General features: G+C 58.6%; 20 protein-coding genes and 1 pseudogene. 7 read left to right on the top strand and 14 right to left on the bottom strand.

Annotated elements, in window-relative coordinates:
* Positions 1-5: 5 nt before the first annotated feature.
* Together ACTDXD_RS04725 and ACTDXD_RS04730 are read left to right on the top strand one after the other, a co-directional pair.
* Entirely contained in the window at positions 6-1,274 is a 1,269-nt protein-coding gene (locus tag ACTDXD_RS04725) for a lipopolysaccharide biosynthesis protein (RefSeq protein WP_440126019.1), read from the top strand.
* Between the two features lie 129 nt (positions 1,275-1,403).
* A pseudogene (locus tag ACTDXD_RS04730) lies at positions 1,404-1,593 on the top strand (IS1634 family transposase); the annotation flags it as partial.
* Positions 1,594-2,256: 663 nt separating this feature from the next.
* Here ACTDXD_RS04730 and ACTDXD_RS04735 read toward each other — a convergent pair.
* From ACTDXD_RS04735 to ACTDXD_RS04765, 7 genes are all read right to left on the bottom strand, one after another.
* Positions 2,257-3,534, bottom strand: coding sequence for an O-antigen ligase family protein (locus ACTDXD_RS04735; RefSeq protein WP_440126020.1), 1,278 nt, complete (start codon positions 3,532-3,534; stop codon positions 2,257-2,259).
* Complete coding sequence (locus tag ACTDXD_RS04740; RefSeq protein ID WP_440126021.1) at positions 3,531-4,421, bottom strand: glycosyltransferase family 2 protein; 891 nt, start codon at positions 4,419-4,421, stop codon at positions 3,531-3,533. The genes ACTDXD_RS04735 and ACTDXD_RS04740 overlap by 4 nt, the downstream gene beginning before the upstream one ends.
* A 36-nt stretch (positions 4,422-4,457) precedes the next feature.
* Positions 4,458-5,048 (bottom strand): serine acetyltransferase, encoded by a 591-nt coding sequence (locus ACTDXD_RS04745; RefSeq protein WP_440126022.1) that lies wholly within the window; start codon positions 5,046-5,048, stop codon positions 4,458-4,460.
* The gene (locus ACTDXD_RS04750; protein ID WP_440126023.1) at positions 5,038-6,003 is read right to left on the bottom strand and encodes an NAD-dependent epimerase/dehydratase family protein; all 966 of its coding nucleotides are present in this window, start codon (positions 6,001-6,003) and stop codon (positions 5,038-5,040) included. Before ACTDXD_RS04750 ends, ACTDXD_RS04745 begins: the two co-directional genes overlap by 11 nt.
* A 22-nt stretch (positions 6,004-6,025) precedes the next feature.
* Positions 6,026-7,945: a WecB/TagA/CpsF family glycosyltransferase gene (locus tag ACTDXD_RS04755; RefSeq protein WP_440126024.1), complete on the bottom strand. Its 1,920-nt coding sequence runs from the start codon at positions 7,943-7,945 to the stop codon at positions 6,026-6,028.
* 79 nt (positions 7,946-8,024) lie between these two features.
* The gene (locus ACTDXD_RS04760; protein WP_440126025.1) at positions 8,025-9,350 is read right to left on the bottom strand and encodes a UDP-glucose dehydrogenase family protein; all 1,326 of its coding nucleotides are present in this window, start codon (positions 9,348-9,350) and stop codon (positions 8,025-8,027) included.
* Between the two features lie 61 nt (positions 9,351-9,411).
* A complete protein-coding gene (locus ACTDXD_RS04765) occupies positions 9,412-10,980 on the bottom strand; it encodes a sugar transferase (protein WP_440126026.1) in 1,569 nt (522 codons plus the stop codon).
* 487 nt (positions 10,981-11,467) lie between these two features.
* On the opposite strand from ACTDXD_RS04765, the gene ACTDXD_RS04770 reads away from it, so the two are divergent.
* Positions 11,468-12,388: a UTP--glucose-1-phosphate uridylyltransferase gene (locus ACTDXD_RS04770; RefSeq protein ID WP_440126027.1), complete on the top strand. Its 921-nt coding sequence runs from the start codon at positions 11,468-11,470 to the stop codon at positions 12,386-12,388.
* Between the two features lie 104 nt (positions 12,389-12,492).
* On the opposite strand, the gene manA is transcribed toward ACTDXD_RS04770, so the two are convergent.
* On the bottom strand, positions 12,493-13,740 hold the full coding sequence (manA, locus tag ACTDXD_RS04775) for a mannose-6-phosphate isomerase, class I (RefSeq protein WP_440127538.1): 1,248 nt from the start codon (positions 13,738-13,740) through the stop codon (positions 12,493-12,495).
* A 474-nt stretch (positions 13,741-14,214) separates the two neighbouring features.
* Between manA and ACTDXD_RS04780 the strand changes: the two genes are divergently transcribed.
* Positions 14,215-14,985 (top strand): helix-turn-helix domain-containing protein, encoded by a 771-nt coding sequence (locus ACTDXD_RS04780; RefSeq protein WP_440126028.1) that lies wholly within the window; start codon positions 14,215-14,217, stop codon positions 14,983-14,985.
* 348 nt (positions 14,986-15,333) lie between these two features.
* Here ACTDXD_RS04780 and ACTDXD_RS04785 read toward each other — a convergent pair whose 3' ends face one another.
* Positions 15,334-15,810 (bottom strand): MarR family winged helix-turn-helix transcriptional regulator, encoded by a 477-nt coding sequence (locus tag ACTDXD_RS04785; protein WP_440126029.1) that lies wholly within the window; start codon positions 15,808-15,810, stop codon positions 15,334-15,336.
* Between the two features lie 57 nt (positions 15,811-15,867).
* On the opposite strand from ACTDXD_RS04785, the gene ACTDXD_RS04790 reads away from it, so the two are divergent.
* Positions 15,868-16,686, top strand: coding sequence for an alpha/beta fold hydrolase (locus ACTDXD_RS04790; RefSeq protein ID WP_440126030.1), 819 nt, complete (start codon positions 15,868-15,870; stop codon positions 16,684-16,686).
* A gap of 36 nt (positions 16,687-16,722) precedes the next feature.
* Here ACTDXD_RS04790 and ACTDXD_RS04795 read toward each other — a convergent pair whose 3' ends face one another.
* The 4 genes from ACTDXD_RS04795 to ACTDXD_RS04810 form a co-directional block, all read right to left on the bottom strand.
* On the bottom strand, positions 16,723-17,139 hold the full coding sequence (locus ACTDXD_RS04795) for an ATP-binding protein (RefSeq protein WP_440126031.1): 417 nt from the start codon (positions 17,137-17,139) through the stop codon (positions 16,723-16,725).
* Positions 17,140-17,338: 199 nt separating this feature from the next.
* On the bottom strand, positions 17,339-17,770 hold the full coding sequence (locus ACTDXD_RS04800) for a hypothetical protein (protein WP_440126032.1): 432 nt from the start codon (positions 17,768-17,770) through the stop codon (positions 17,339-17,341).
* 446 nt (positions 17,771-18,216) lie between these two features.
* Positions 18,217-18,822: a YdeI/OmpD-associated family protein gene (locus tag ACTDXD_RS04805; RefSeq protein WP_440126033.1), complete on the bottom strand. Its 606-nt coding sequence runs from the start codon at positions 18,820-18,822 to the stop codon at positions 18,217-18,219.
* A gap of 49 nt (positions 18,823-18,871) precedes the next feature.
* The gene (locus ACTDXD_RS04810) at positions 18,872-19,822 is read right to left on the bottom strand and encodes a helix-turn-helix transcriptional regulator (RefSeq protein ID WP_440126034.1); all 951 of its coding nucleotides are present in this window, start codon (positions 19,820-19,822) and stop codon (positions 18,872-18,874) included.
* A 103-nt stretch (positions 19,823-19,925) separates the two neighbouring features.
* Between ACTDXD_RS04810 and ACTDXD_RS04815 the strand changes: the two genes are divergently transcribed.
* On the top strand, positions 19,926-20,393 hold the full coding sequence (locus tag ACTDXD_RS04815) for a VOC family protein (protein WP_440126035.1): 468 nt from the start codon (positions 19,926-19,928) through the stop codon (positions 20,391-20,393).
* A gap of 51 nt (positions 20,394-20,444) precedes the next feature.
* On the opposite strand, the gene ACTDXD_RS04820 is transcribed toward ACTDXD_RS04815, so the two are convergent.
* Positions 20,445-20,615 (bottom strand): hypothetical protein, encoded by a 171-nt coding sequence (locus ACTDXD_RS04820; protein WP_440126036.1) that lies wholly within the window; start codon positions 20,613-20,615, stop codon positions 20,445-20,447.
* Positions 20,616-21,765: 1,150 nt separating this feature from the next.
* Between ACTDXD_RS04820 and ACTDXD_RS04825 the strand changes: the two genes are divergently transcribed.
* Entirely contained in the window at positions 21,766-22,533 is a 768-nt protein-coding gene (locus tag ACTDXD_RS04825) for a hypothetical protein (RefSeq protein ID WP_440126037.1), read from the top strand.
* The last annotated feature ends 146 nt before the right edge of the window (positions 22,534-22,679 follow it).

Raw genomic sequence — 22,679 nt, forward strand, 5'->3', positions numbered from 1 at the left:
GCGCCATGAAGGATCTCATCTGGGCGTTCCTTGAACGCGTCTTCCCTCGAGCAGCGTCTGCCCTGGTAATGCTGGGAATGACCTTCTTCATAACCCCATCAGCGGTCGGCGTATACGCAATCGGAATCCTGATCCTGACACTATTTCAGGCCGCAACCGATTCCGCGATCCGCCAGGTAGCAGTGCCAGCACTCAACACCCCCTCAGGCCGGAGATTTCTGGACAGGTACAAGCTCATTACACCGATCATAGGTGTGGTAGCTATTACGCTAGCACTCGCCAGCGTATATCTTGCACTGAAGCCACAAGATCGCCAGAGTCTAGTTCCACTCTTGCTATTTGCATTCATACCTCCCGTCACGGCCTTCCGCGTGACTGCAATTGCCCGCCTACAGAAAGCAGGAAAGTGGAAAGCTCTTGCCAATTATCAATTAATTGCCGCAATTTCATCCTTCGCAGTGAGCGTCCCCGTACTACTAATCGCACAGTCTCTACTAGCACCGACACTCCAGCTTCTAATCACCGAACTATTATTTACAATACAATCCCGTAGAAAATCAAACGCGATATCCGGCGGACCAGACGGGAATCAGGAGACCTCGACCAAAATTGCGCACGAGTTTGCGCATCTATCACTATATTCCGTGATAGCTTGGACTCAAAGTCAAGCCGACAGAGTACTACTCACGCCGATTGCCGGCACCGACAAACTGGGCGAGTACACCGTCGCAACGTCAATTGCACGCAGCGCTGGCGACGCGATTTCTACCTCAACAGCAAATGTTCTACGCCCTAAACTTTTTGACAGCACGGTTCGCAGCCCCGAGCGCGTAAGTCAGACCGCCGAGGACGTCTTGAAACGTGCAACTCCTGTCGCATTCGGCGCGACAATTGCAACAATCGCCGGGGTACAACTTTTACTTCGACCGTTACTCGACGCGACCTGGGACAATTCACTAGACGCCGCCGTCATACTATCCCTAGCCACAGGACCCACCCTATTTGCGTGGTGCATGACGGTGATCCTTATCGCCGCAGAGCGGGTCAAATGGGCTGCCCCTGTGAAAATGATTGGAGCGCTGTGTTCCGTCCCCATCGCTATTGCAGCCGTCGACTCAATTCAATTCGCTGCTGGGCTAGCAGTGATGCGGGAGGTAATCGTAATGTTAATTCTTGTTTCCGTCGCTGGGAAATACGCCCCGCTAAAATCGTTAGCACTTGCCTGCGCGTTGTATGCGGCACTTTCGTTCCTGATCATTCCGCTCGTGTCGTGACCAGAGACCGCCAAGCTCTTGCCTGAGTTAAGACATTACCGACAGGTAGATAGGTGCCCGGCTCCGTGACCTGTGTGTTTGCTATTCCGGTCGGGTGGATCGGGGTACTAATCAGGTAGCGTTCCGGCGGTGACATACGTGCGGAAGGTGCGGACCGCGTCGGGAGCGGTCGCGGTGCAGGTCGCCCGCAAAAGCCGTGGCAGGGTCGAGATCATCGAACACCTCGGGTCGGCACACCGATGGCTAACTCGGTGTGCTACTCCCCCGGGCCCGCCGCATCGTCGACGGCGAGCAGGACGTACTCGACCTGGAGGTCTCCACCTGACTTGGCTCATTTCGATTTGACGATATGAGGGGCTGGGCTGGGACCTCATATCGACTAAGCTGAGCGGATTCACTGGTCAGCCGACTTTACTTCTTCCAAGCCACGACGTCACACCGAGTCCTCCTCCGGGTCTTCGACTGCATGCCGCTCTACACACACGGTGAAATCAAGCGGGGTGCCCCACGGGTCGTGCTGGATTTCCGGCTACCACCGCGTTGTCGTCCACGTCCCGAACGACCACGCTCCCAGCGCCGACTACCGCAGCCTCGCCAATCCGAACCCCACCAATGATCACGCTGTTCGGACCAACATCCACCCCGTCAGCCAGCTCAGGAGCTCGACCATCGCGCTTTGCCCCCAAGGTTGTACAGTGCCGCAACGTCACTGAATTGCCAATGACCGACCTACTGTGCACCACAAGTCCCATTCCATGGTGTATGGCTAACCCTGGGCCGATGCGAGTCGAGGTGGGTATATCAATCCCGAAACACCCAATCCCGAATGCCCGGTAGATAGCCGATGTAGGGAATCCAAATAGAATCCGAATCAGTTTCCGGTCTGACCCGCGAAACGCCTGACTCGCTCGGAGAAGAATTAGGACCAGCTGCAGGTGAGGGCGTCCTCTATTAGCATCGAAGTCTTGAAGAATTGCCCGGATCATTCGGCTGCTCCTGGTGAGGTGGATACGAGATTTGCCGGGCGTGCGTTACTGGTTGAGTCATAATTTCTGAATCCGCGCCCTGCAAGTAAGAATCCAACAAGGGCAACTGTCAAGTACAGCGCCGCCATATAGCCAAGAAAGTTGCTTACAATTCCGTTTACAAATACAAACCCGAAAAGACCAACAAGAGTGGGACCTTCCCAACCATCTCCGTTTGCATTCCTCCTGGCCTTTCTCCACCAGTACACAAAGATCACCGCTAACGCCAAAATCCCGATTATTCCCATATCAACGAGCGTCTGAAAGTATAGGCTATGTGGCGGCCCCCCCAACGGCATCACCTCATGGTTTGAAGCACCCAGCCCAAAGCCCAGTATGGGATTTTCCCGCCACTCAACGACGAGTCGGCGCCAATTCTCAATACGCCACTGGAACGAATCTGGGTCCGATGACGAGATAGTGACGGCACCTCCGAAACTAAACTCGGCAATTCTGTCCGATAGTCCCGTGAGGAAGTATGCCACCACCAGAGAGCCAAGAACTCCGACTGTCTGAATAATCCTCCTCATCGGCCAACTGGCTCGTCGTGACCAAACGAGAAGAAGAATGCCCGCAACAGTACCTGCAATTCCGCCTAGGCTGCCAGTCAGTAGCAATGCAACAAACGAAAGCAATCCCACGGCGGCGAGCAACTTGGTTCGACTTTTCAACCACAAGGACAATACGGCGATTAGCGCTATTCCATAAAACGCAGCGGCAGCGTTTGGATGGCTAAATGTACCGGCAAGACGACCAAATCGATTGACAAACCCTTCAAGAGAAGCCAACCCGCCAATAACACCCAAAAGCGCCGCTGGTCCGACCATCCAGATAACTGCAGTTCGCGGCTCAGGCACCTCTGCGTACGCGTACGCCAGCACGAAGACAGCGGCGGCAGACAAAATCCGTACTGAGTCGATAAGAAGATCCAAATTAATACCGTAGTGAAAAATACCAACGAGCGTCCAAAGGGCGATTGCTCCAAGCATCAATTGAGCCACAGCTCCCCATCGCCGATGTCCTTGCCAACGCGACGCATGCAGCACCAGGGCATAGATCGCCACAAATGACACAGCAAGACTAACCGCACTCAAGATAGCTGGACGAGTACCCGTAGAAATTCCATAGTCGGAAAGTGACCTGATTATCACTAGACCGACCACCAGAACACTCACCGGAACTACGGGTACAACCGTTACGCATAAGAAAACTCCAAATATCACCGCGATGATCATGCAGGCTCCAATCGACGCCTGAGGGCACGTCTAACTTCTCGAATCCGACGGGCCAAATGAGCGTTTCCAGCGACGCGGGTACTCTCATGAATTCCGCGGTCAATTGTGTCCACCATATCTAACGAGCGCTGCAGCGCGTCATTCGACGCCTTCGGATCCCGTAAGCCGGATAGAGTATCGCCAAAGCGCCCGATATGCGCGTTTACCAGTTCAGTGTGGGACTCTAGGAGGAGAGGCTCGACCCGAGACTCTGCAACCCACTTCGAGTTCACGGTGATCTGCTCGCCATGATGCCGATAAATCAGAACCGGAAGTTGTGACCGCCTAATTTGGTATTTTTCGCAGGCTAATCGCAACCACAAATCGTAATCCTCGGAGCGCACACTTCGGTATCCACCGACAGACTCCACAGATTTCCTTCTAAAAATGGCGGTTGAGTGCGCAATAGGGTTCTCGAGAGCCAACATGAGGGGAACGATTTCTGAATCAAAGGGTCCAGGACGTGTGGGCACCAATGTATAGGGCCTAGGCCCTAGGTGAATCACTGGAGAGAACACAAGATCTGAGTCATCTAGTAGTCCACTCTGGTGACGGAAGCGCCACGGCAGTGAAATATCATCCGCGTCCATTCTCGCTACGAATTCGCTGTCCGTTGATTCAATAAGAAAGTTCAGCGCGTTGGAGAGACCGCCACAGCCAGATGATGTTAGAATTCTCATTCGAATATCAAGAATCGATTCTAGGACATCCTGAGTCATGTCCGTACTGCCATCATTCAGCACCACAAGTTCGGCGTCCCGAGGCAGGGCACGCAGGGTCGATACTATTGCACTCCGAACATATCGCTCACCATTCTTGACGGGCAGGATCACCGATATCTTGGGCATAATTGGCCTAGGCTCTTCTCTCCAGGACCCGTAGTATCACGCGTCAGGAATGGCTGGGATCCAGCTCGGCATCACATCCGCCGAGTTAGACGACGAGATAATGCGTGCCGGCACCCCTGCGACTACCACACCGACCGGCACGTCGGTATTCACAACCGCGTTGGCAGCGACCACAGAGCCAGCGCCGATTTGAATTCTTCCGTACGCCACGGCACCCGGTCCAATGTAAACACCGTCGCCCAGATTTGGGGCGCTGCCTCTATGCTCGCCCAGATTAGTGCCCGAGTGAATCCGGCAGTACCTTCCTGCCCGCACCTTGTCATTGACAATGACACTCCCGTAGTGAGGTATCGACAAACCACGGCCAAACACTCCCGGCGGCACGGATATACCCAGGACTATTCCAACGAGTTTAAGGTACGCATGCCTCACCAGCGCTGCGCGCCGCCATTTAATGGCATATAGTAGCTCTACGCTTCTCAAAATTCTCTGATAGTATAAACCTGGGTAAACGAGCCGATAGTGAAAACGCCACCGCGTCACGTTATATGCTTCTAGATCGGCCCTTCGAAATAGGCGGAAATCTCCCAGGCCCGAAATGCGATCAAATTTTGTTTTACTCGACATTTCCCAGCTCCTTCGCCCACTCGAAGTGACGACGAAGTCCTTCCGTAATTGGAACTACAGGCTCCCAACCCAGAGTCTTTTTTATCCTGGATATATCGCCACCCGTCCGGAATACGTCTCCCTTCACCACCGGCTCACGACGGACTTTCAAGGGGCGCTCAGCAAAGCCTTCGATGATAGCCAGCGCACCATTAACCGATATATTGCTACCACCAGCAACATTGAAAACTGAACCCGGGTCCACAGGATTATCCGATGCAGAAATATTCGCAGCCACAATATCGGATATATAGGTGAAGTCTCTGATCTGATCTCCGGTACCGAAGAGCGAAATCTCTGTGTCGTTAACCGCTGCGCGAGTGAATCGTGTGAACGCCATATCAGGTCGTTGACCAGGGCCGTATACGGTGAAATAGCGCAACGAAACGGTCGGCACGCCAAAGTTCGACGCATACAGACTGCATAAGTGCTCTGCAGCGAGTTTTGTTACCCCGTATGGACTTCGAGGCTGTGGGCGGTCAACTTCTGACGTCGGGTAGCGCTCTGCCTCCCCGTAGATCGAAGACGAGGAAGCATAGACCAACCGCTTGAGGCTCGAACTGTCACGTGCGTGTTCTAACAGCCTTTGGGTCGCCGATACGTTTGCATCCACGTACCCGCCGAAGTCTGCCCCCCACGACTTCCTAACCCCAGGTTGCCCAGCCTGGTGGAAGACGACCTCCACCCCGTCCAGTAACTCCACAAGGTCAACGGAGTTCAGATCCGCGTGTAAGAATTTGAAACGCTCATGGCTCAGTCGATGCAAGTTGGCGAGCTTCAACGTCGGCGAATAATAGTCGCTGAGGCTATCGATGCCGACAACCGTGTCTCCTCTTCGGAGTAGTTCGCTCACAAGATTCGAACCGACAAAACCAGCTGCGCCCGTAACCATTGCCTTCAACTTCTTGCGCCTCATTTCCTATTGGAAGTTGCCGGAATCAAACGCCAATTTGTGATTTGAAAATGCGAGCTACGACTGCTGGAGCCTCTAGGTGTTCGACAGACCTGCGCGGTGCCTCGCCACTGCAGGATGCTGCTTTCGCGATCAGAGTTGCAAGCTCTGCAGGATCGCGACTCTCGGCGGTGAACCCGTTCGATCCGTTCCGCACAAGAGCACCCGTATCTGCACCGGTAGTGACCACCGCGGCAGCACCTGAAGCTAGCGCCTCGACCAATACCCGGGGATATCCTTCGTATCCCGGATGCGATGTCATCAAGAAGACTTCGGACCTTGCCATTATCGACGCTACGGCCTCCGGCGCGACTCGTCCATGCACTGTGACTCGATCAGATCCGACCATTTCTGTCGCGTAACGTCGCGTTTCGTTGAGTAGAGTGCCGGTACCTAGAATGTCTAAGCTCCAATTCTGGTCTGGATCCAACCGAACTAGCTCTTCAAAGGCCCGGAGCGCGAGAATTGGGTCTTTCGGTTCTTCGAGCCTTCCCACCCATACAACGCGGTTGGAGTCGCGGTCAGATTTCTGGAGATCTATTATTCGAGGGTCGAACCATGTAGGTGAGAATTCTGCAGCAGGATTCCAGGAGCTCACCAATTCTGCGTAGTCTTCGTTGAACACAAACACCTTGGACGACCGCCTAACCACAAAACGCTCCAACTTCGCATGAATTCGCCCTGCGTGGCGCCACATTGAATCAGAGGTGCTTCCGGTGAGGCCTGATTCTTGAGTATGAACAAAATAGGCGAGTGGCTTCCGCATTAGAGCTCGTATCGAAAGTGCTGTGTCCATTCGGTGCGCTTGAATAACCGCAGAGCGCGGCACCCGCGCGCGGTATTTCAGTAATCCACCCACCAATCGTACTGAATGTGGAACTCGACGTACCTGATCTGCCGGATCGAGGTGAGCAACCGGCATAAACCAGAAGTCGCTCCCTCCTAGGTTATGCTTCTCCCAATTTCCACACCGGTTGCCCGCCGATGACGTATCGACCCCAATGACGCCTATCTTCAGATCCGTTGGCGCGTACGCGAGCAGACCTCGAATACAGGTATCGATACCACCCGGCGACGGCCGAGCCGGGTCAAACTGATGGATGATGAGGCGATCAAACCGAAGTCCTTCTGTATTCACGTCTGCCGCTATCCCATTCTTTTTCCGGCTCCTGCGAGCCTTTTCTAAAATTACAATAGTGACAAAGTATGGCGCAGATAACATGTATCTCCGTGCGAGTTTACGCGGCTCTACCATCAACCTGAAGAACCACTCCATACGATACTTTCGAAGAATGACCGGCGCTCGGCGTAGTGTTCCTGCCGCAAATTCAATCGACGCACCGACGCACATGATGACACCTTGATCAATGGTGTCCAGCAACTCAAGGCCAAGCGCTTCCTGACGTGGAGCACCTAGGCCAATGAAGATAATGTCCGGCGCTGATTTCCTAATCCGTGCAATCAAATCAGCTCTAGCGTGCTGATCCTCCAACTCGGCACGCGGTACGGGCTCAGTTAAGGCAACCCGCAAATCGGGGTTCTCAGCAGAGAGTCGTCCAGCGGCGACAGTTGCCGAATCTCCAGAACCGCCGATAAGCGCCACCGAGACCGGCTCCTTACAAAGCGCCAGTAGAAGGTCGGAGCCAGCGACGCGCTCAACCGCTAGCGCCTCATCTGCAAGCAACCGGATCGCAGTGACTACTGGCCATCCATCCGGAGGCGCGAAGTCAGCACTTTCATACGCCTGGCAGAGTACTTCGTCGGCCCGGCTTTGGTACACGTGCGCGATGTTAGGGGTTACAACAAGGTGGGGTCGGTCGTCCTTCGCCAAAGCGAGAATTCGTTTGACCGATCCTTCGAATGTCTCTGGGTTGGAGTGAATTCTCCCGATCGAGATCGATTCCATCAGTTTTCCCGCCTGTATCAAACGCCCGTCTTGATTCGTCGAAAATCAGGTTCGATACCCAATCCTGTGCATAGAGCGATCATCTACCAAGCCCCCGGTATGTCCAGTTGCTGTTCTCCCAAGTTCCAGGATTCAGACAGTTTCGACCATCCACAATGCGCCGGTTTCGCACCACCGAATCGAGGTCCTCCGGTATCAATGCCCGAAACTCTTCCCACTCAGTGAGGACCAACGTAACGTCAGCTCCCTGACATGCTTCTTTGGCACTTGTGGAATACTCAAGTGTCGGGAATATTTTCCTGGAATTTTCCATGGCTTTTGGGTCATAAACACTGACGGAAGCACCCTGGAGCTGAATCTGACCAGCAATATTTAGGGCCGGAGAATCCCGGACATCATCAGAGTCAGGCTTGAATGCCGCGCCGAGTACAGCAACCCTAGTCCCAAGCAGTGAACCGCCGACGATGTCGCGGACCAGCTCCACCATGCGTGTGCGCCGTCGCATATTGATGTTGTCTACTTCTCTGAGAAAAGTCAGAGCTTCGTCCGCCCCAATTTCACCGGCGCGTGCCATGAAGGCGCGGATATCCTTGGGCAGACAGCCACCGCCAAAGCCAATCCCCGCGTTGAGGAACCGTCTCCCAATTCGAGCGTCGTGGCCGATGGCGTCCGCAAGGACCGAGACATCGGCACCCGCCGCCTCGCATACTTCAGCCATCGCGTTAATGTAGGAAATCTTCGTCGCCAGAAACGCGTTCGCAGCAGTTTTCACCAATTCGGACGTGGCCAGATCCGTAACGATGAACGGTATCCCCTCCCCCAGAAGGTCCTCATAAACGTCGCGTGCCACCGCCTCTGCATTTCCTGGCCGAGCGCGATCGATCCCCAGCACCAGCCTATCCGGGTGGAGGGTGTCCTTAACGGCATACCCCTCACGTAGAAACTCGGGATTCCACGCGAGTTCTACTGCGTCCCCTGCCGGCGCCAACATCCTCGCACGTTCTCCGAGACGATGGGCAGTGCCAACGGGCACTGTCGACTTGCCGAATATGACGGCAGGTTGAGTCAATAACGGCGCTAAAGTTTCAATAACCGAATCGACATATGTGAGATCGGCAGCAAACTCGCCTTTTCTTTGAGGAGTTCCCACGCCAATGAAATGAACATCAGCAAAATCAGCCGCGGCTTCGTACGATGATGTGAAACGCAGGCGCCCGTTCGCGAGATTCCGTTTCAGTACTTCTTCGAGGCCAGGTTCGTAAAACGGAACCTCACCTGCTTCAAGTTTCGCTAGCTTCGCGGCGTCAACGTCAACCCCAAGCACATCGTGCCCGAGTTCAGCCATACAGGCTGCATGTGTTGCTCCGAGGTACCCAGTTCCGAACACTGCGATACGGCGACTCATAGCAATCCCGACTTTCTAGATCGTAATAAGAAATCTGCTGCCCTCGGAAAAGCCCGAGAACCTAATAGGCGCCATCGCTGGCAAGGACAGCTTTTACCGTCTTTCCGATGATCAGGACGTCCGAGATCATTGACCAGTTCTCCACATACGAAAGGTCCAGTCGCACCGACTCATCCCATGACAGATCCGAACGCCCCGACACCTGCCACAGCCCGGTCACCCCTGGTCGTACCAGCAACCGTCGCTTTACGCGTCCGTCGTAGTTCTCGACTTCGCGCCGAAGAGGCGGTCGGGGGCCGACCACGCTCATCTCGCCCCTCACAACGTTGATGAACTGCGGCAGTTCGTCGATGCTGAAGCGACGAAGCACCCGTCCGATCCTTGTAACGCGTGGATCCTCGCGCATTTTGAACAACAGGCCGGCGCCTTCGTTTTGCGTCAGCAACGTCTCGACCAATCTGTCTGCGTCCGTCACCATTGAGCGAAACTTGATCATTCCGAACGGATTGCTGTCCAGGCCGATTCGCTCAGACCGATAGAACACCGGCCCCTTGCTGTCCAACTTGATCGCTAATGCCACCACCGCGAAAATTGGCGCTAGGACCAAGAGTGCTGCTACAGAGAATGCCAAATCGAAAAGCCGCTTGCCGCTTCGCTTCGCTCCGTGATAGCTCGGCTTCTCGACATGAATCAACGGAAGTCCAGCGACCGGGCGCATTTCGAGTCGCGGACTGGATACGTCCACCACTCCTGTAGCCACCACAAGATCGGTGTCGTGCGGCTCTAGCTTCCACACCAGATCCTTGATGCCGTCGTGGCCCAATGTCTCTGTCGCGGTCACTGCCACAGTGTCGGCTCCCGATGCTGCCAGCGCCTCGAGAACCGAGTGCTCGTCTCCAAGGATCGGCACTGCCCGGCCATCCACATCGATCTCATCCCCGACCACACCTGAATATGCAGGGACACACACACCGACAACCTGGTAACCGTCGGTGAACTGTCGATCGAACGTGCGGCTCAGGTGCCGCACTGCTCGCGCGCCGCCTACGACAAGGACAGACGTCGTGAACTCACCCCGGCGACGCTTCCGCGCCACAGCTTTCCGCCACATCCAGCGAGTAATCAGCAACCCCGCTAGACCAACAGGCAACGCAATTGCGAGATACCCTCGGGCAAGCTCCAAGCGGAAGACCAATGCCACGATCGCGATGAAGCCGAACAGCCGGAAAGTGCTGGACACAATGCGCTGGTACTCGTCGTAGCCAGCCCCTATCACTCGACGCGATCGCGTACGAAACACCCGTAGATTCACCAGCCACGCAACTGCCAACCCCACCGAAATCAGGGTGTAGTTGAGTGTGCTGACCGGCTCCATAGTCAGCAAGTTCTCTTGGCCGAATCGCACGACATGTGCCAGCAAGACAGACAGGACAACCACAAGGGCATCCGTCCAGAACAAGCTGCGCACGTATTTGGACTGCCACTCCCACCGCGTCGCGTTCGAGCTTGAACGGTTTGGGACGAGTGTCGGTTTCGTGCTGCTTGCGCCGATTTCCGAAGCGGATTGCCGCTTTTCACCGACCGCGGTCACGACGGGTTCACCCTCATTGTTGTCTCCTCCCCGAGACATGCACTGCGTTCACTTAGTACGGCGCAGTAGAGTTTGCGGCCCTCCCAAGCCACATAACCCCACACTTGCCGCTCGAGCACTCAGGCTCGTCGTTACCTGGACGACTCGGTCTTCTCGCCTCGACATCCCTGGATGAGACTGTAACGTTACTTACCCGGATCGGCAGCTTGGACGCTCGACCAGTTCCGGGGTTCAGGCTTCCCGCGACGTTGCAACTTTTTGGCGGTACTGAAGGGCACAGCATTAGGGCGAGCGTAAGGCCGGAGGCGGAATACGGCTGGCTATCCGACCTTTTCGACGCTGCATCGACTCGCGCACTGCGACAGTCAGGCATAGACTTCGTTCCAACGGAGCCCGTAGGTATGGCGTTCGTCGGCGTAAACATATTGTCGGTGAGATTCATATCACATTAGCCTGCGACGGAAATTGTTTCCGAAACGCGGGGTACCGGACAAAACACACTCGACTGGGGAGGCGAGGTTCCACAATGGAAGGAAACGCGGGGGTGCACAAGGCATTCCGCACGGCGGTAGTACCGGCAGCTGGAATGGGGACTCGATTCCTGCCTGCCACCAAGACCGTCCCGAAAGAGCTCTTGCCGGTGGTCGACACCCCCGGCATCGAGTTGGTCGCCTGTGAAGCTGCGGACTCGGGGGCATCACGGCTATTGATTGTCACCGCGCCAGGGAAAGATGGCGTCGTAGCCCATTTCGTCGATGATCTCGTGCTCGAGAACCACCTGGAGGCCAAGGGCAAGCACCGGCTGCTCGAGAAGGTTCGTCGCGCCCCTAACCTGCTTGAAGTCGAATCCGTCATTCAGGACCGCCCACTGGGCCTCGGCCACGCGGTCGGGTGTGCCGAGCAATCGTTGACGGACGACGAGGACGCGTTCGCCGTCCTACTTCCCGACGACCTCGTCCAGCCCTCAGGAATTCTGGAAACGATGGCGAGTGTCCGCGCACAACACGGTGGCACCGTGCTGTGCGCGATCGATGTACCCAAGGGCCAGGTGAGCTCTTACGGGATCTTCCACGTCGAAGAGGTCGCCGGTATCGCCGATCCGGATGTAATGAAAGTGCTCGGTATGGTTGAGAAGCCACAGCTCGCCGACGCACCCTCCACTTTGGCGGCAGCCGGCCGTTATCTCCTCGATCGGCAGATCTTCGATGCACTTCGTCGTATCAAGCCGGGCGCCGGTGGAGAATTGCAGCTGACAGATGCCATCGCTCTGATGATCGAGGAAGGCCATCCGGTCCATGTCGTCGTGCATCGCGGGACAAGGCACGACCTCGGCAACCCCGGCGGTTATCTCCGTGCCGCCGTCGACACAGCACTCAACAGCGATGAGTACGGGCCCGATCTACGGAAGTGGCTTTCCGAGCGTCTGGAAATGAACAACAAGGGCTAATGCTCGCAGTCCCGAGGAGTCAAGCGTTCCCCGGATCAATATGATCCGGGGAACGCTCTCGTTCATATTCCAGGCTGTGTCGGACTCGTTCACAATACGGTTCATCAGCTGCCGGCAGCGATGAACACCTGCGAATCTGCGCCGACCGAAGCAAAACCAACCGTCGCGCCGGCCGGTACCCAGATCGATTCGCCCTGCGCCACCACAAACTCGGGCTGAGAGCCGATGACCTCTGCGTTTTCGATCGTGATCCTGCACGTACCCTTCGTGCACAGGAGAATCTGAGGACCACGTGCATAGTTCCGCGCCCCGTCGGATCCCACAGCACGGCCCCCGTCGATTTCGACACGTCGCAATCGAAACTCCGGCGCGGGCGTGGGGTAATGCAAGATCTCCGCGTTCCACGACGAATCCGCAAGCGGGTCCGCTCGCACGATCGGGGGCGCTATGGGATCGAACCGGAGCACGCGCATCAACTCGTCGCGGTCGATTTTCTTTTCGGTCATCCCCCCGCGTAATACATTGTCGGAGTTCGCCATAATTTCTATGCCCGTGCCGCGCACGTATGCGTGCAAATGTCCAGCATCGAGGTAGATCCCCTCGCCTGGATTCAGTGTCAGGCGGTTCAGAAGCAGGGCCGCAAGCACACCCGAATCACCCGGATACTGTTCTGCCAGGTCGATCAACGTTTGGACTTCGTCCACAAAGTCGCCCGCCGGACGCTCATCAAGGTATCTCTCGCAGCCCTCTACCAGTGCCGATAGCAAGGCGGCAGCGTCTGACTCGCCCAGCTTCAGCCACTTTTCGAACACGTCGCGTAACCCACCGACCAACAGTTCCTCTGCGAAATCCACAAGCGCCGATACACGGAGGTCCCTGATCAAGGCAACGGTCGTATGTACGTCACGAAAACCCGCCAGGGCGTGAAATTCTGTGAGCGCAACGAGGAGCTCCGGCTTATGATTGTCGTCGCGATAATTCCGCACGGGCGAATCGACCGGGATGCCGGCCGCGTTTTCGCTTGCAAAACCTGCGCGTGCCTGCTCGAGCGTCGGGTGTGCTTGCAACGACAGCGCAGACTCGGCTGCCAATACTTTGAACAAGAACGGCAGCTGTTCACCGAATCGCGACAGGGATTCAGGTCCCAGGGCTGCCTTCGGTGACCGCGAAATCGCTTCGGCCAGCGAGACGCCACACTGCAGTACCGAAGGCCCGTTCGGATGCGCGCCCAGCCAAAGTTCGGCCTCGGGTTCTTCACTCGGAGACGTTCTTCCCGTCAAATCTGCGATGGCAGTTCGAGATCCCCAGGAATACGGCTGGACAATGCCGTGTAAGCGCTGTGCACAATGCAGCACGTCGCCGGAAACCTCGTCCGATTCTCCAACGGTGTTCGTTCTGACGCTACTGATTTCGATCGTCTCCCCTCGGCGTCGGATACATCCATCTTGCGTGGGTGCTGGCCGACCGACCTGATTTTCCGAATCTTTCGCGACACCATGCGGTTCGCGCGCCGGACGTGGTAGCTGCCTCTGCACGTCTAGGGGAGGATTCCGTGCAGACGCTGCTCGTTCGGATCAGCGGTGACAGTCTCATGCTGCCCATGTTCGAGAAGATCCTATGTGCCCCGTTGCACCATCGCGAGCCGAACGGATATGAGCAAATCGTTGACGCCCGCCGCCGCCGGTGCCAAGATGATCAACTACGCGCACGAACACGTGTGCGAATAATTGAACAGAAGGCCCGCCGCGACTGGCATCGCGACGGGCCGGATGTCCGACTGTATAGGAGTCGAACATGCGTCAGCATACCTATGTGCAGGTGCCATCGTGAGTATCGAAGCGATCGCCTGGGCACTCAAATACGCTGCTATCCCCTCCCCCACTCCACCCGGCATGCCATCTGCACCGGCATTGACCTTGGTGCTCCTCGGATTGGCGAACCACGCCTCACGACAGGGCGAAGGCGCGTACCCGTCGGTGCGCACCCTCGCCGGATACGCCCGAATGAGCGAACGCCAAGTGCAACGCTGCCTCGGCGCACTCGTCGAACTCAGGATCATCGGCCTCGGCGATCAGCGGCAGGTCGCGGCCACTATCTCCCGTGAGGATCGTCGCCCCATCTGCTACAACATCCGCATGTCGCGGCGTGGCGGGCGGTCCAACGGCGCCGCAAGCCCGGTTCACCGGCAACCAGGCAGATCGCGTGTCGAGCTCGAGCACCATGCGGCCGCCGTCGAGGTTTTCGGTGAGGCCCAGTCCGGCATCACCATGACCGATGATGCGTTCACCTCGCGCAAGTCCTGGACGACGGACATCAGCATCGACCATCAGGGGGTGACGGTGGTGATCGAGTATGACGGAGCCTACTGGCATCGCGCGGACGCGAAGATCCTCGTCGACCAACGAAAAAGCCTGGATCTGCTTGCTGCAGGGTATGTGGTGGTGCGTCTGAGGGAATTCGATCTGCCCGCCCTCGAGATCGAGCACCCGCGGTACCGGGAGATTCGGGTGTACCCGGCTGCGCCGCGCCCCCGCTTGGTCATGGAAGACATTCGCAACTGGATCGACGATCTACCAGACGATCTACTAACTGCCTGACCTCACGCGGCTGTCAATCTCAACCGCGCTGGCGGTGCCACGACCGCCGTATGAACTGGGATATCGCATTCGGCATCGGCGCAGTGGAGTGGCTGATCGAACGTTACAGCGGAGTTCTGGCACCGCTGTAACGTTCGATCGTCGCGGCAGCGGGTGGCCTGGCACGTCGTGGATGCCGAACCCACCTTCAAAAGCGGCGTTTTCAGCACCCTCGTCCTCAGGTCCATTCCGTCGAGGTACACGGTCAGCAACTCTGAGATTATTTCCATGGAGCGGATTCCCGATAAAAAGTGCACATCAGGCACCTGCGTCGCCGGTGCACTGATTCGATGCAGGAGTGATGCTGCGTTACCCGGAGCGACCGTCCAGATCGACATCGACGAATGGCTCACCCAGGTGCCGCAACACTCGCAGGCACGTGTCGATATCGGTGTCCGTGAGGTTCCCACCCACTCCTTCCAGCACAGCATGTTCGCGGTCGAGGGTCGACGCCATCGCCGCTCGCCCCTTCTCCGTCAGACCGATCAGCGGCGAGCGCTGATGACGTGGGTTGTCGAGGGTTTCGACGAACTCGTGCGTAAGAGCGTCGTTGACCATCCGCTGAATGAACTGCCGGCTCGTTGCCAAAGCCCGCCCCATCTGCGGCACGGTCATCGGCTCGTGCGCGGTGAGCAGATCACACACCGCGCGCACGCCGACCGACATCCCCGGCGGTAGCGCGTCCTGCTCGAGCCTGCGATAGACGCGTCGGTACAGAACCCCGACTTGAGCAAATACCTCCATCAATCGCGGTGCCAATTCGTCTGGTGCCAAGGACTCGTCCACGACCCCATCATGACACCTGGGTTGCCGAAACACGCCCACTATGACAACTTGGTTGTCATGTTTGCGGCGGACGATTCCTTCACCTCCGACACCGACGACGGTGCTCTTGCGTATCGCGACACCCACGGCGAAGGCCCACCCGTGGTACTCCTGCACGCCGGCTTCCTGGACTCCACCATGTTCGAACCACAACTGTCGGCGTTGAACCGATACCGGGTGATCGCCCCCGATGCCCGCGGACACGGCAACTCCGCCAATGCCACCCGCCCCTTCCGGCAAACCGACGACGTCGCAGCACTCCTCCATCACCTCGGCCTGCCGTCCGCCGTACTCGTCGGCGTGTCAATGGGTGCCATGATCGCGATCGAAACCGCGGTAGAGCATCCGGCACTGGTCGCAGGGTTGATCGTCGGTGGACGTGGCCTCGGTGAACCTCAGTACCGAGACCCGTGGTCGCATCGCGTCGCGCACGCCCAAGAAGCTGCACTGACACGCGGCGATATGGCCGCGTGGATGGACGCGTTCACCTCGTGGGCTGCAGGCCCCACCCGCGCCCTCGAAGAGGTCGACCAAGGTATCGTCGACAAACTACGACAAGCGGCGACTCGAACGCTCTCCAAACACACTGCCCCCGAACCTGATTACCTTCTTCCGGTTTCCGATCTCGCATTTCGCGCACGAACTATCGACGTTCCGGTCTTCGCCATAGACGGCGCCCTCGACTCACCTGACCTGACAGCAACCGTGGACCGGTTCCTCGACGCGATACCTCATGCTCGCAGCGCCGTACTCGACCATGCGGCGCACTACCCGAACATGGAACAACCGGCCGCCTACAACGCGCTCGTCGAGAGCTTCATCGACCGGATTCACTGAACCGAACGCAGCGGTAAATCTCCTGGCCCAACGTCGTCAGGACGCCTGAGGCTCGAGATTCCACAGCATCGACATCGTCGTTCCGGTGGCGCTCTTGTGCACAGCGTTGTCGGCGGTGAGTTTGTCGATCAGCGCGAGGCCGTGCCCGTGTGCGTCCAGGTGGGCGGGCGGGATGCGCCACCGCCCGTGATCTCGGACGAGCACGGTCAACCGTTGATATGCACGTTGCATCGTTGCGTGCAGCTCGATGGGGCCTGCTTGGTCGAGGTAGGCGTGTTCGAAAGCGTTGACCACCGCCTCGCCGGTGGCAGACAGCACTGCGGCGCACATCGGATCCGACCCGATCACAGAGTCGAGCCATCGCCCGAACTCGTGGCGCACGATCGACATCTCGGAGTTCTGTGCGTGGTCGAGCCGTCGAACGAATTCGACTCCGGTGGCGATGCTGTGCATGTGGTGTGCGCTCTCCTGATCGTCATGCCCGGATCCCCAATGGATCCGGGCACGTACGCTCACATACCCGCTGTCTGGAATTTCATGCGCAACCTTCGATGATCAACTCGAGAAGCGAACCATGACGACCGATCCCGGCAACCTGAACCCGGGCCGCGCGTGCGATGCCGAAGACCGTGCTCAGCAAGCAGGGTCCTGGTCACGACGCGATCGCGTAGTTGAATCCGCCGTAGCTGTCGCGACTTTCTTCCCTGGCGATGAGGGTGTACTGCGGTGATGCGCCGGAGCTTCCCGAGAACAAGGGATAGTGGACCTCGTAGATCGCGGCGTAGACGTAGCTCGAGTGATCGTTGTCGATCGAAGACCAGACGAAGGAGTCGGGCTCGATGCCGACCTCGAAAGCCGCACAATAGAGATTCGAGTCGGTCTTGTTGTTCAGGCTTACGACTTTGTCGACCATGCCGTACCGGTCGTAGTAGGTGATGTTGTTGCCGTGTTGGTTCGCACTGCAGAACACATACTTGGCCGTACTGCTGGAGATGGTCGCGGCCTGCACTGCCGGCGCGGTGAGCACAGCCGCTCCCGCAGCGAGTGTGGCAGCGCCAGCGAGAGCCGCAATCAACTTCTTCATGGGGTCATACTCCTTGTATCTACTGTTTCGAGAATCGTCACATCCGCTCGCTTGCCGACTGCGGATCGACAGCGGACGAGACAGTGGCAGTGGGATTCAGCAAAGCCCTTCGGCGGTGACGCGGGTTGGAACCACAAGTCGGCGACGAGCAGTTCCGATCAAGAATCGTGATGGGTGGTGACGACAGCGGAAAGTCGGCTCAGTGGGAGTACCTTTGCCGCCCAGGCGAGTCCAGTGCGAGCACATGGCCCCGTCTCGGTAATGGTCGCGTCGTCACTTCTGCAGATTACTTCGTCGCATCGGCAGAAATACGAATTGCCCCAGGCTATGTCATCCGAATGAATGACATAGCGAATTCCTGATGTGCCGCAGTCGGGCACTGAGGTGTTTATCCCAGGAGTCCGGCCCCACTGCTGGCCACCACATCGATTGGCGCCCTCAGCGAACTAGCGAGACTCCACATCATCGACTCCGGTTGCATCTGCTCTCTCTTCGACGTCTGCAACGAATTTCGCGATCCGTCGAGCTCGGCTGGAAGCGCTGTTCGCAATGAGAACGTGGTGGATGATCGCAAAGCGACGACCACGATCCAGCTCAGCAAACCGCTTCGCCGCGGTGGGTGAGCACTCCAACGCCGATGCGAGGTCAGCAGGCACCTCGGCCGCGGCCGGGCCAGGGTACGCCCGCTCCCAGCGACCGTCGGCTTTCGCACGGTCCACCTCGGCATGTCCGCGAGCCCGCATCCTTCCTGACGCAATCAGAGCGCCGACGATCTTCACGTTCCGTTGCGACCAGATCGAGCGGGCACGCCGTGGGGTGAAGAGCTGCTGGAATGTGGAGTCGTCGATTGCATTGCGTCGCCCATCGATCCAGCCGCTGCAGAGGGCCTCCTCGAGGGCTTCGGCATAGGACAACGACGTCGGAACCGTCGTGCCTTTCTTCGCCAAGACGAGCCGCACACCGTCGGCCGAATCCTCGTGCGCGTCCAGCCACGCTCGCCAAGCAGCCGCATCGGCAACGACCAGCCGTGGCGGCAATTCTCTGTCATCCATGACCACACCGTCCCATTCATCGCGGTCAGTTCTTGACCTCATTCGGTAGTCACTTCGGCGCCGCCGTCGCCGCATCGAGTCGTCGCGCAAGCGGACCTACGGTCTCCCGCAGCTGTTCAGGACCGACGACGGTGAAGGGGGCATCGAAGCGCAGCACGAAGGCGAGCAGGCCGGTCCAAGACCAGGACCCGACAACGATCCGACACGACCGATCTGTCAATTCTTCTACCTCGCCATCGCCGATCCAGGGTGCCACTTCGCTGACCGGTAGGTCTATGACGATCTCGCCGGTACACGGCCATTGATTCTCCGTCTCTGCCCCTTTCGCCCTTGCTTCGAGGAACGAGCGCGCGTCCGGTGCAGGAAGAGGACGGGGAGTGAATGGGCCGCCACCGGGTATTCGAGGAACGAGACGGTCCAGGCGGAGGATCCGCCAGTCGTCTCGATCGAGATCCCAAGCGACGAGATACCAGCGCCCGGTCCTCGCGACGAGTGCGTGTGGTTCGGCCCGACGCGGTGGGCAGTCTCTGTTGCCGTAGTCGAATCGCAGGATGCGCTGATCGCGAATCGACGTGCTCACCGCTTCCAGAACCTTGGGATCCACGCGAGTGGCCTGCTCCGTAGCGGTGAATTGGATGCCGTCGGCCCTGTGGCGGAGCCGTGACGGCATTACCTGCCGCGCGGTTGCCAGCGCTCGTGCTGAAGCATCGGCGTTATCTATGCCACTGGAAGCGACTCCTTGCAATGCGACAGCGATCGCCACAGCCTGTTCATCGTCGAACAGCAAGGGCGGGAGTTCCGATCCCGCAACCAGCCGGTATCCGCCGTCCGGTCCCTTCGTCGACCCGATCTTGTAGCCGAGGTCGCGCAGCCTGCCCACGTCTCGCCGCACCGTACGAGGGGTGACGCTGAGCCGTGCTGCCAACACATGCCCAGGCCAGCTTCGCCGCGTCTGCAGCAAGGACAAGAGCGCGAGCATTCGCGATGAACTTCCAACCATGGAAAGAGTGTGCTCCGAATAAGGGACCTCCCCTGTCCTCTACTGCCGCGATCGTGGATCCGCGGCACAAACGCCGCTGAGAATCAGCAGCAAAGGACGAAGCATGGGTATCAAGACCACGACTCACCTCAACTTCCGAGGCACCGCACGGGAAGCGCTCGACTTCTACCAGAAGGTCTTCGGCGGGCAGATCGTCGCCACGACCTACGGCGACGTCGGCATGCCCAAGGATCTTCCCGGCGCCGGCAAGATTGTTTTCGGGGAGGTCGAGAACGAGGACGGTTTCCGCATCATGGCCTACGACATCCCCGGCAAGGACGATGCGGACATCACCGAAATCGCCGGGCATACCCGCCGCGAGAACGGCGCCACCATCACTGACCGGACCTTCTTCCAGTCCGTCCGCGGCGAGACGCTCGACGAGATCCGGTCGTACTGGGACGCGCTATCGGACGGCGCCGAGATCATCGAACCGCTGGCCGAGTCGGCGTGGAGTCCCGGATTCGGCATGCTCACCGACCGCTTCGGAGTTACCTGGGTGCTGGACGTGCAGGCTTCCTACACGAGCTGACCCGCGCAGCGAGTTGGGCTCGCAGACGGCATGTCTGCGAGCCCAACGTCCTCAGTACGCACCCTCGCGCGCGAGGACGGCCTTCACGGTCTTCACGATGATCAGCACATCGGTCACCATGGGGATAGCCCCTGCGTGGTGGACACGCTGAGACTGGCCCATACTGGGCCGGAGAATGCAGGACATCACCATGACGAAGAAGAAGTACTCGGATGAGTTCAAGTCGATGCTGTCCGACTTTACTAGACTCGTCCGGATGCGTCGTACTCGACGTTGGCCGCGGATCTGGGAGTCGCTCGGGGGTCGTTGAAGACATGGGTGCACCAGGCGCGGAAGAAGGCCGCGTCGGCGCAGTCCGAGGCCACGCCAGACTGCGGGGCCTCCGAGACGCCGCAGGAGCAACTCGGGCGCATACAAGCCGAGATCGAGCAGTCCGGGCGCGCAACCAGGCTCTGGCCGCAGCAAACGACAAGCTCAGCGAGGCGCGGGACATCCTGCGCAAGGCCACGAAGTATTTCGCGGCAGAGACGTGCGCCACGAGGCGCTGGGTTGGTCGAGAGGTGTTGAGAGACCGCTTCCCTCGGGTCGTCGCAGCAGCCTGAGGAAGCTGGGGCAGCCCTTGCCGGGGAACGCCGGTCAGGGGTGGCAAGCGGCCCCGACGAAGGTGAGTCGCGCCGGAACTGCCAGACGGTGCGGGCTCGCTCAGCAAAGTCAGAAGGTACAGCGCGAGTGAACCAGTGGTGGAAGCTCCGTAGCAGCGAAGCCGGCTCAAACCTGGTGGATATCGGGCCGGTATGCAGCGCACGAGAATCGGGCCATTCGACCCGGATCTCGACTCCGAAGCCGTGTGCCTCGAACGGTCAGGAGGCCGCGCCGAAGGTCTGCCGCGTAAGCGCGGCGATGCTGCCGGAGTACAGCTTGGGTGTGCTTCCCTGACCGATCGATCACCCGGTGAACGTGGGAACCACCTTGTATGTGTGTCTATCTCGCCCGGGCAGCCGGTCCGGGTGGGTGGAAGGTTCGTGTCCGTCCGAGCAATACAAGGTGGGGCGGAGGCCCCGTAGTAGTCGCGGGCGTGACGACCCGCTTGTAGAGGTCGCGAGAGGCGACCACAGGGCGAAGGGGCCAACCAGACATGCAGTGGAGGAACTGGAAGGTCAGGAGGGAAGGTCGCCGGTGAATACCGACGAACTCGAGCACGTCCTGTCTGGGGTCGAGCGACGGATACTGAAGATCCAGACGAAGCTGCACCGTGAGCTCGCGATGATCCTCATCGCAGGTTCGACGACCTGTTCAATCTCGTTGCAGATCCGCCGTTCTTGTTGATGGCGTCGGGTCGGGTGAGCGGGAACAAAGGTGCCGGCTGCAAGCGATGTCCATCAGCATTGCGAACACCGGCGTCGGTGTCGTCACTGTGGCCGCACCGTTGATCTCGGGCTTCATGTTGGACCGCACCGACGTGTCCGCGGTGTTCTGGTTCTCCTTCGCACCGTGCGCCGTCGGCGGCCTGCTCACCCTGTTCTTCGTCCCGGAAGCACCTCTGCGCGCGAAGGTTTCCGTCGACTGGATCGGCGCCTTCCTGCTGACCGTTGCACTGTTCACCATCATGCTTGCGCTGTCCCTCGGTGCGGGTTGGGGCTGGCTGAGCGCCAAGACACTCGGCACCCTGACCGTCACTGTCATACTCGCGCTCGCCTGGGTGATGTGGGAGCGTCGCTGCGCCGAACCGCTCATCAGCATCGACATCCTTGCGAGCCGCAAGGTCGGTATCACGCTGCTTGCGGGTGGTAACGACTACAGCGCAACAACACTCATCGCAACACTGATTCCGATCCCGCTTCAGACACCGAAGGATACCGCCGACTACGGCTTCGGCCTGTCTGCCACCGACATGGCGCTGTGGATGTCGCGGCGGCCTGCTGATCCTATTGGGTGGAGTGTTCGTAGGCTCCACCGCCAAGCGGATCGGATTCCGCCAACACCTCATCGGCGGGTCCATCCTGATTGCCCTCGGCGCCGCTCTGCTGGCCACCACCCCCGACCAGGCGTGGCAGATCGTGTTCGGCTACGGCCTCATCGGATTCGGCTCGATGATCTACGCCGCCATCCCCAACCTGGTGATGATGGCACTGCCGCTTGACCAGCGTGCCATCGGCGCCAACTTCACCGGTCGCAGTCGATGTTCGGCGGCATGTTGTCGTCGGTCGGCTTCGCCTTCCTGGCGCAGAACTGACTGCGCTGCAGTTTCAGCGGAGGATCGCGTGACGGCGGCGCGATCCGCCAGGG

It is taken from the genome of Rhodococcus sp. SJ-3, assembly GCF_051918125.1.
GTDB lineage: Bacteria > Actinomycetota > Actinomycetes > Mycobacteriales > Mycobacteriaceae > Rhodococcus.